Origin of the sequence: Methylobacterium jeotgali (assembly GCF_022179345.1) — a bacterium.
Taxonomy (GTDB): domain Bacteria; phylum Pseudomonadota; class Alphaproteobacteria; order Rhizobiales; family Beijerinckiaceae; genus Methylobacterium; species Methylobacterium jeotgali.
On the sequence record NZ_BPQR01000082.1, the window covers coordinates 1 to 6,894 of the forward strand.

The 6,894-nt window shown below is 71.5% G+C and carries 5 protein-coding genes; 4 read left to right on the top strand and 1 reads right to left on the bottom strand.

Annotated elements, in window-relative coordinates; all coding sequences use genetic code 11:
- Positions 1-186 precede the first annotated feature (186 nt).
- From MFF04_RS19625 to MFF04_RS19640, 4 genes are read left to right on the top strand one after another with little or no spacing between them, the layout of a single operon-like run.
- A complete protein-coding gene (locus tag MFF04_RS19625; protein ID WP_238278348.1) occupies positions 187-555 on the top strand; it encodes a hypothetical protein in 369 nt (122 codons plus the stop codon).
- Positions 556-593: 38 nt separating this feature from the next.
- A complete protein-coding gene (locus tag MFF04_RS19630; protein WP_238278350.1) occupies positions 594-1,976 on the top strand; it encodes a PepSY-associated TM helix domain-containing protein in 1,383 nt (460 codons plus the stop codon).
- 24 nt (positions 1,977-2,000) lie between these two features.
- On the top strand, positions 2,001-2,384 hold the full coding sequence (locus MFF04_RS19635; RefSeq protein ID WP_238278352.1) for a hypothetical protein: 384 nt from the start codon (positions 2,001-2,003) through the stop codon (positions 2,382-2,384).
- Between the two features lie 48 nt (positions 2,385-2,432).
- Entirely contained in the window at positions 2,433-4,754 is a 2,322-nt protein-coding gene (locus MFF04_RS19640; protein ID WP_238278354.1) for a TonB-dependent receptor family protein, read from the top strand.
- Positions 4,755-4,794: 40 nt separating this feature from the next.
- Here MFF04_RS19640 and MFF04_RS19645 read toward each other — a convergent pair whose 3' ends face one another.
- Positions 4,795-6,843, bottom strand: a complete 2,049-nt coding sequence (locus MFF04_RS19645; protein WP_238278356.1) for a TonB-dependent receptor — start codon at positions 6,841-6,843, stop codon at positions 4,795-4,797.
- Positions 6,844-6,894: the final 51 nt, after the last annotated feature.

The following is a 6,894-nucleotide window of genomic DNA, read 5'->3' on the forward strand; positions in this document are numbered from 1 at the left end:
GTCACCCACACCGATGGCGGGAAGGACACCGGGTCGTCAACGGCCTCCCGCGCAATCGGTCGCGCTGTGCCTCTCCCGCCACATCGTCCCGCAGACTGGGACGGATCGAGGCGCAGAAGCTTCGGGGCGGGGAGGAGATGGGGCGGGCCGATTGACCTCGCCAGGGCCTTTGCCCAGACAGGTCCGATGCATGCGTGGCATCCCCGGCTGATCCGCGTTCGCGCGATCATCGCCGTGGTCGCGCTCTATGCCCTGTGCCTCCAGGCCTTTCTCGGTGCCTTCGCAGGGGCGCTGGCGCAACCGCCGGCTCCGGAGGCGGTCCTGTGCGCCTCCCACGCCGATCCGGCGCAGGACGGCGGGACCACGACCTGCGACCGTCACGCCTGCTGCACCCAGGTCCGGGCGATCGAGCCGGCCCCGGTTCCGTCCGTGGTGCTGGCCGTCGCGTGGCCGGAGCCAGTCGCGACGCCGTCCGTCCGGTCCGCCGCCGAGGGTCTGCAGCCCCGAGCCCCGCCCGAGCAGGGAATCAGCCCCCGAGGTCCGCCCGCCGCCTGATCGATCCCCTCGCCCGATCGTTCAGATGCGGATCTCCCATGCCCTTCCCGCCCCGCAGCGGCGCCACCACCCGTGGCGCCCCGACGCGCATTCCGCGCGAGGCCCTCTATCGCGCCGTCTGGCGCTGGCATTTCTATGCCGGGCTGCTCTGCCTGCCCTTCCTGATCCTGCTCTCGGCGACGGGGGCGCTCTACCTGTTCAAGGACGAGATCAACGGCACGCTGCTCGCGCATCGCAGCGTCGTCGCGGTCGAGGCCGGCACGCCCGCGAGCCTGGACCGCCTGATCTTCAACGCCTCCGAGGCTGTGCCGGAGGGGCAGCCCGTCTCGGTGGTCGATCCCCCGAGCGCGACGGGCGCGGCGGTGGTCACCATGGTCGAGAACGGCCGCCGCGTCCTCGTGTCCCTGAACCCCTACACGGGCGACGTCCTCGACCGGGTCCCCGCCGACCGGGAACCGATGATGGTGGTGCGGCGCCTGCACAGCCTCGCCTATTTCGGCCCGGTCGCGAACGGCATCGTCGAGATCGTGGCGGGCTTCGCCGTCATCCTCGTGGTCACCGGCCTCACCCTCTGGTGGCCGCGCTCCAAAGGGCAGAGTGGGGTGGCCCTGCGCGGCAGCCCGCGCAGCCGGGTCTGGTGGCGGGACCTGCACGCGCTCATCGGATTGCTGGCCGGCGCGGGGCTGCTCTTCCTCGCCGTCACGGGCCTGCCCTGGTCGATCTGGTGGGGCCAGCAGCTCCGGACATGGTCCAACGAGGCCGGCCTCGGACAGCCCCGCGTCCTCTGGGCCGACAAGGCCGTCTCGGGCGTGCCGATGCGGGAGGTGCTGCCGAGCGCCGGGTGGGCCATGCAGGACGCGCCGGTCCCGGTCTCCCGGCCGGCGGTGGGCGTGGCCATCGGCCCCGACGAGGCCGTCCGGATCCTGCGGGACCTCGGCATGCCGCGCGGCTTCGAGCTGTCGCTGCCGGTCGGCGAGACCGGCGTCTACGCCGCGGCGGCCTACCCGCGCGACGTCGCCCGCCAGCGGATGATCTCCCTCGACCAGTATAGCGGCCGGCCGCTCGTCGACGTGCGCTTTCAGGATCTCGGCTGGGTCGCGCGGCTCGTCCAGTACGGTATCGGCATTCACAAGGGCGAGCACTGGGGTCGGCTCAACCAGCTCGCGATGCTGGTCTTCTGCCTGGCGACGATCCTGCTCTCGGTGACGGCCGCCGCGATGTGGTGGAAGCGGCGCCCGGCCGGTGGAATCGGCGTGCCGCCCTGGCCCCGCGACCGGCGTGCCCTCGCGGGCGTGAGCCTGCTCGTGGCCGGGCTCGGGGCGCTGTTTCCGCTGACGGGCCTCGCGATCCTCGCCATGCTCGCCGCCGACATCGGCGTCCGGGCGCTGCTCGATCTCGGGCGGAGGCGCGCGGCCGCCTGACAGCGCCAGACCGGGCAGCGTCCCGTGCCTCCCCCCTCCTCCCGCCTGAGCACCGCGCGCCGCGCCCTGAGCGCGGGCCTGCTGCTGCTGGCGCTGTGGGTGCAGTCCGTGGCGCCGGGGCTGGCGCTGCACGCGGCGACCTCGGTCGATCCGCTGCGCGACCCGGTGATCTGCGGGCACGTACCCGGCGCGAACGTGGCCGACGAGGCGCCGCCTCCGGCGGGGTCCCGCTGCAAGGCCTGCCCGTTCTGCACGGTCGGGCCGGCGAGCCCGCCCATCGCCAGCGCTCCGCAGCCCTCGCGGGCGCTGCGCTGGAGCATCGTGACCTGGCCGCTCCCGCCGCCGCCGGCGTCCCAGCCGGCTCCGCACCGCACGGCGCAGCCGCGGGGACCGCCGGCACCGATCTGATCCAACCTCCGCCGAGCCCTTCGCACCGATCAGATCGAGTTCCCTCCGATGCCCGCCCATCCCCGCCGAACGCGCGCCGCCGCGCTGCTCCTTTCCGCCGCCCTTCCCTCGACCGCCCTTCCCGGCGCCGCCCTCGCCCAGGAGGCCGGCGGCAGCGTGTCCCTGTCCGAGTTGTCCGTCACCGGCGAGGGCGGCGGCGCCGCGCCCGCGCGGGCCTTCGGCGTCGCCTCGCCCCCGGGCTCGGCGCCCCTCGTGATCGAGAACCCGGTGGGGCAGGTCGTGACCGAGATCGACCGCCGCGACACCATCGCGAACCGGCCGGCGACGAGCATCGGCTCGGTGCTCGTCAACAGTCCGGGCGTCACCGTCCGCCAGGGCAACGGCGCCCGCGACGTGATCGTCTCGATCCGCGGCAACAACGCCCGCTCGACGGGCGTGATCAAGAACATGGTCGTCCTGGAGGACGGCTTTGTCGTCACCCAGCCCGACGGCGCCTCGCGGTTCGACATCACCGACCCGCGCGCATACGGGCGGATCGATGTGTTCCGGGGCCCGCAGTCGCCCCTGTTCGGCAACTACGCCACCGGCGGGGCGATCGCCTTCCGCACCCGCACCGGCCGCGAGATCGACGGCTACGAATATGGCGTCGATGCCGGCTCCTACGGCTACCTGTCGAACTACTTCACGGTCGGCGGCGTCAGCGGCCCGGTGGAGATCAGCCTGTTCGCCAGCGACGTGCGCGGCAACGGCTATCAGGACCATAGCTCCTACGACACGCAGACCATCAACCTGCTCGCGAGCTACACGCCGACGCCCGACAACCGCTTCACCCTCAAGGTCGTCAACAACGACCTCCACGCCAACCTCGCGGCGCGCTCCTCCCTCGCCCAGTATCGCATCAACCCCTACCAGCGGGGCTGCCTCGCGGCGGCGAGCGCGGCGCCGGGCTGCACGACCTACAACTACTTCCTCAACGGCGCCTTCGGGGCGACCGTGCCGGTGACGGCCACCGAGGCCGCGCTCCAGCGCAACGACCGCCGCACCATCGTCGCCGCCCGCTGGGAGCACGACATCGACGCCTTCACGACCTGGCGCACGCAGCTCGGCTTCGACGAGCGCAACTTCAACCAGCCCTTCTACACGACCTCCTCGCGCGGCTCGTACCCAGCCTGGAACTTCCTCACCGACCTGACCCGGCGCGGCGACATCCTCGGGCTGCCGGCGGTGGGCTACGTGGCGCTGGCCTACAGCACCATCGACAACCACATCACCACCTACAACCGGGCGCCCTACGGCGGGCCCCGCCTCGGCGCGCTGATCGGCGACCAGGAGGCGGTGCAGTCGAACCTCGGCGGCCGGGCGCGGGTCGAGCTGGCGCTGTCCGACCGCTGGACGGGCGTGCTCGGACTCTCCGCCGAGAACACCAGCATCACCGGCCGGAACTTCGCCTACGCGACGAGCGCCGCGGGCACGACGCGCACGATCGCCGACGCGAACCGCACCTTCCTCAACGTCGGCCCGGAGGCGGCCCTCGTCTACCGGCCCTCGACGGAGTGGCAGTTCCGGGGCCGCGTGGCGACGGGCTACACGACGCCGGCCGCCTCGAACCTGTTCGTCACCTCCGCGGGGCTGCCGGGCAACAACACGCAGCTCCAGACCCAGGAGAATCTCGGCTTCGACCTCGGCGCCGACTGGACGCCGTTGCCCGATGTGTCGGTGAGCCTGACGGGCTTCTACGAGTTCTTCCGCAACGAGCTGGTCTCGCAGTCGCCCGGCGCCGGGCTCCTCGCCTACACCTTCAACGCACCGGCCTCGGAGCATCGCGGCATCGAGCTCGGCGCGCGGTGGGACTTCGCCCCCGGCTGGCGGGCGAGCGCCTCCTACGGCTTCAACGACCAGATCTACACGGACTACGTGGAGCAGATCAGCGCCGGCGGCCTGACGCGGCGCTTCGACCGGGCCGGGCGGTCGATCCCCGGCGTTCCCGCCCACCAGCTTCTCGCCCGTATCGGCTACGACGTGCCGGCGGGGCCGCTCGCCGGGCTCGGCGCCTTCGTCGAGACCGTGGTCCAGGGCGACTTCTACGTCGACAATGCCAACCTGCTGAAGGCGCCGGGCTACGCGATCGTCAACGCCAACGTCCACTACGACACGGCGCTCGCCGGCACCTACGCCAAGCGGCTGAGCCTCTATCTCGAGGTGCGCAACCTGTTCGATACGACCTACGTCGCCTCGGCGCAGAACCTCGCCAACTCGATCAGCGGGACGACCGGCCTCCAGAACGGGGCGGCCGTCCTCGCCACCACGACGGGCTCGATCTACGCGGGCGCGCCGCGCAGCTTCGTCGGCGGCATGAAGCTGTCGTTCTGAAAGCGGCCGGGAGCGGCGGCCCTCACCGCTCCCGGCCGGCTCAGAAGCCGGTGCTGTAGGCGACCTCGAAGGAGCGCGGCCGGCCGAGCAGCCACATCGAGGAGTTGCCGGTGACGGGATAGATCCGGTCGAACAGGTTGTAGACCCGGAACGAGATCCGCGAGGTGTCGCTCACCCGGTAGTCGAGGCCGCCGTTGACGACCGTGTAGCCGGGCCGGCGGACGGTGTTGGCGAAGTCGCCATAGGTCTCGCCGACGTACTGCACCCCGGCGCGGGCCTCGAAGCGCGGCGCGAAGGCCCAGGTCGCCCAGACGTTCGACACGGTCTCCGGCACGTTGACGGGCTGGTTGCCTCGGTAGGAGACCGCCGCCCCACCCACCGACTGCGTGAAGGCGTCGTACTGGGCGTGGAGCAGGGCGAGGTTCGCCTCGACGCGCAGCGTCTCGGTCACCCCGAGCGCCAGGAACGCCTCGACGCCCTGCGCCGACTGGCTTCCGACCTGCACGGTGACGGCCGGGCGGTTGGGATCGGCCACCAGCAGGTTGTCTTTGCCGATCCGGTAGCCGGCGAGCGTGAACTCGCCGCGCCCGCCCCAGAAGGACTGCTTGTAGCCGACCTCCACCTGCTCGCCGGTCGAGAGCTTGAAGTCCTTCTGCGTCACGCTGAGCGAGATCAGGCTGCCCACGGGGTCCACGGCGGTGGCGTACTGCGCGTAGAGGGCGCTCTCCGGCGTCGGGTTGAAGACGGCGCCGAAGCGGTAGCTCACCGCCTCGAAATCCTTGGTGAAGCTGTTGGCGGGATTGCGGAGGTCGTCGCGGCGGATGCTCGACGCCTCGTAGCGCGCGCCCGCGATGAGCGAGAGCCGGTCGGTGACCTCGAGCCGGTCCTCGACGAAGAGCGAGGCCTGGTTCGTGCTCGTGCGGAAGCCCGGGCTCGTGGCGCTGGCGCGCAGGAACAGGCCCGGATCGAAGGCGTACGGGTTCACGTCCGTGAGGCCCGCATAGGGCGAGTTGTTGGTGTGCAGGAAATCGATGTGGTTGACGTCGAAACCCGCCACGACGGTGTTGCGCATGCCGAGAAGGCTTCCGCGGAAGGTCGCGTCGAAGCGGTTTCCGATCTGCTCCTGGTCGTGCCAGATCTCGATGTAGTCGCTGCGGCGCACGAGGCCGGTCGCCGGGCGGAACGCGTAGGTTTCGACGTCCCGGTAGCGGCGGTTCGAGGTCAGGCGGTAGGCGGTGTTGCGGATCGTCACGTCGGCGGAGGGGTTCCACTCGACCTTGAGCTGGGTCCAGTTGTCCTTGAAGATGATCCGGCTGTCGTCGACGTTGTAGTTCGTGAAGCGCGTGCGCGGATCGATGCGGCCGTTGATGAGCGGCGTTCCGAAGTAGCGCAGCGGCTCCTGGTAGCCGTAGTCGTTCGACAGGGTCACGGCGAGGTCGGGCGTCGCCTGGAACAGGAGCGCGCCGGAGACCGCGAGGTTCGAGAACTCGCCCTCCCGCCGCAGCCAGCCGTCGGCCCGGTTGCCGCTGACGTTGAGGCGGTAAGCGAGACTCTCGCCGATCGGGCCGCCGGTATCGACGGCGAGCCGCGCCACCCCGTCGGAGCCGCCCGCCACGCGAGCCTCGCCGACGGGCACGAAGGTCGGCTTCTTGGGCACGACGTTGATGATGCCGCCGATGGCGCCCTCGCCGAACAGCACCGAGGCGGGGCCGCGCAGCACCTCGATCCGGTCCACGTTCCAGGTGTCGAACGGGTAGGTGATGGTGCCCGAGCCGACGTAGAGGCGCGTCCCGTCGTAGAGCGGCATCACCGAGTTGAGGCCGGCGAAGCCGCGGGCGGTGTAGGAGGAGAAGCCGTTGCCGGGCGCGCCGATGGTGGTGATACCGGTGGCGTTCTGCGTGACCGCCTCCGAGACCGTCTCCTGCCCGCGCTCGCGGATCTTCTGGCCGGGAATGATCTCGACGCTCGCCGGCGTCTGGAGGGGCGAGAGGTCGAGGCGGCTGCCGCTGCGATTGGGCGTCGTCAGGTTGAGCCCCTGTGGCGCCGCCGTGTAGCCGTTCGCTGCGGCGGCGCCGATGACGGAGAGCATGTCGAGGGTGACGCCGCCCGGCCCCGTCGTCTCGGCGGTCTGCTGTGCGCG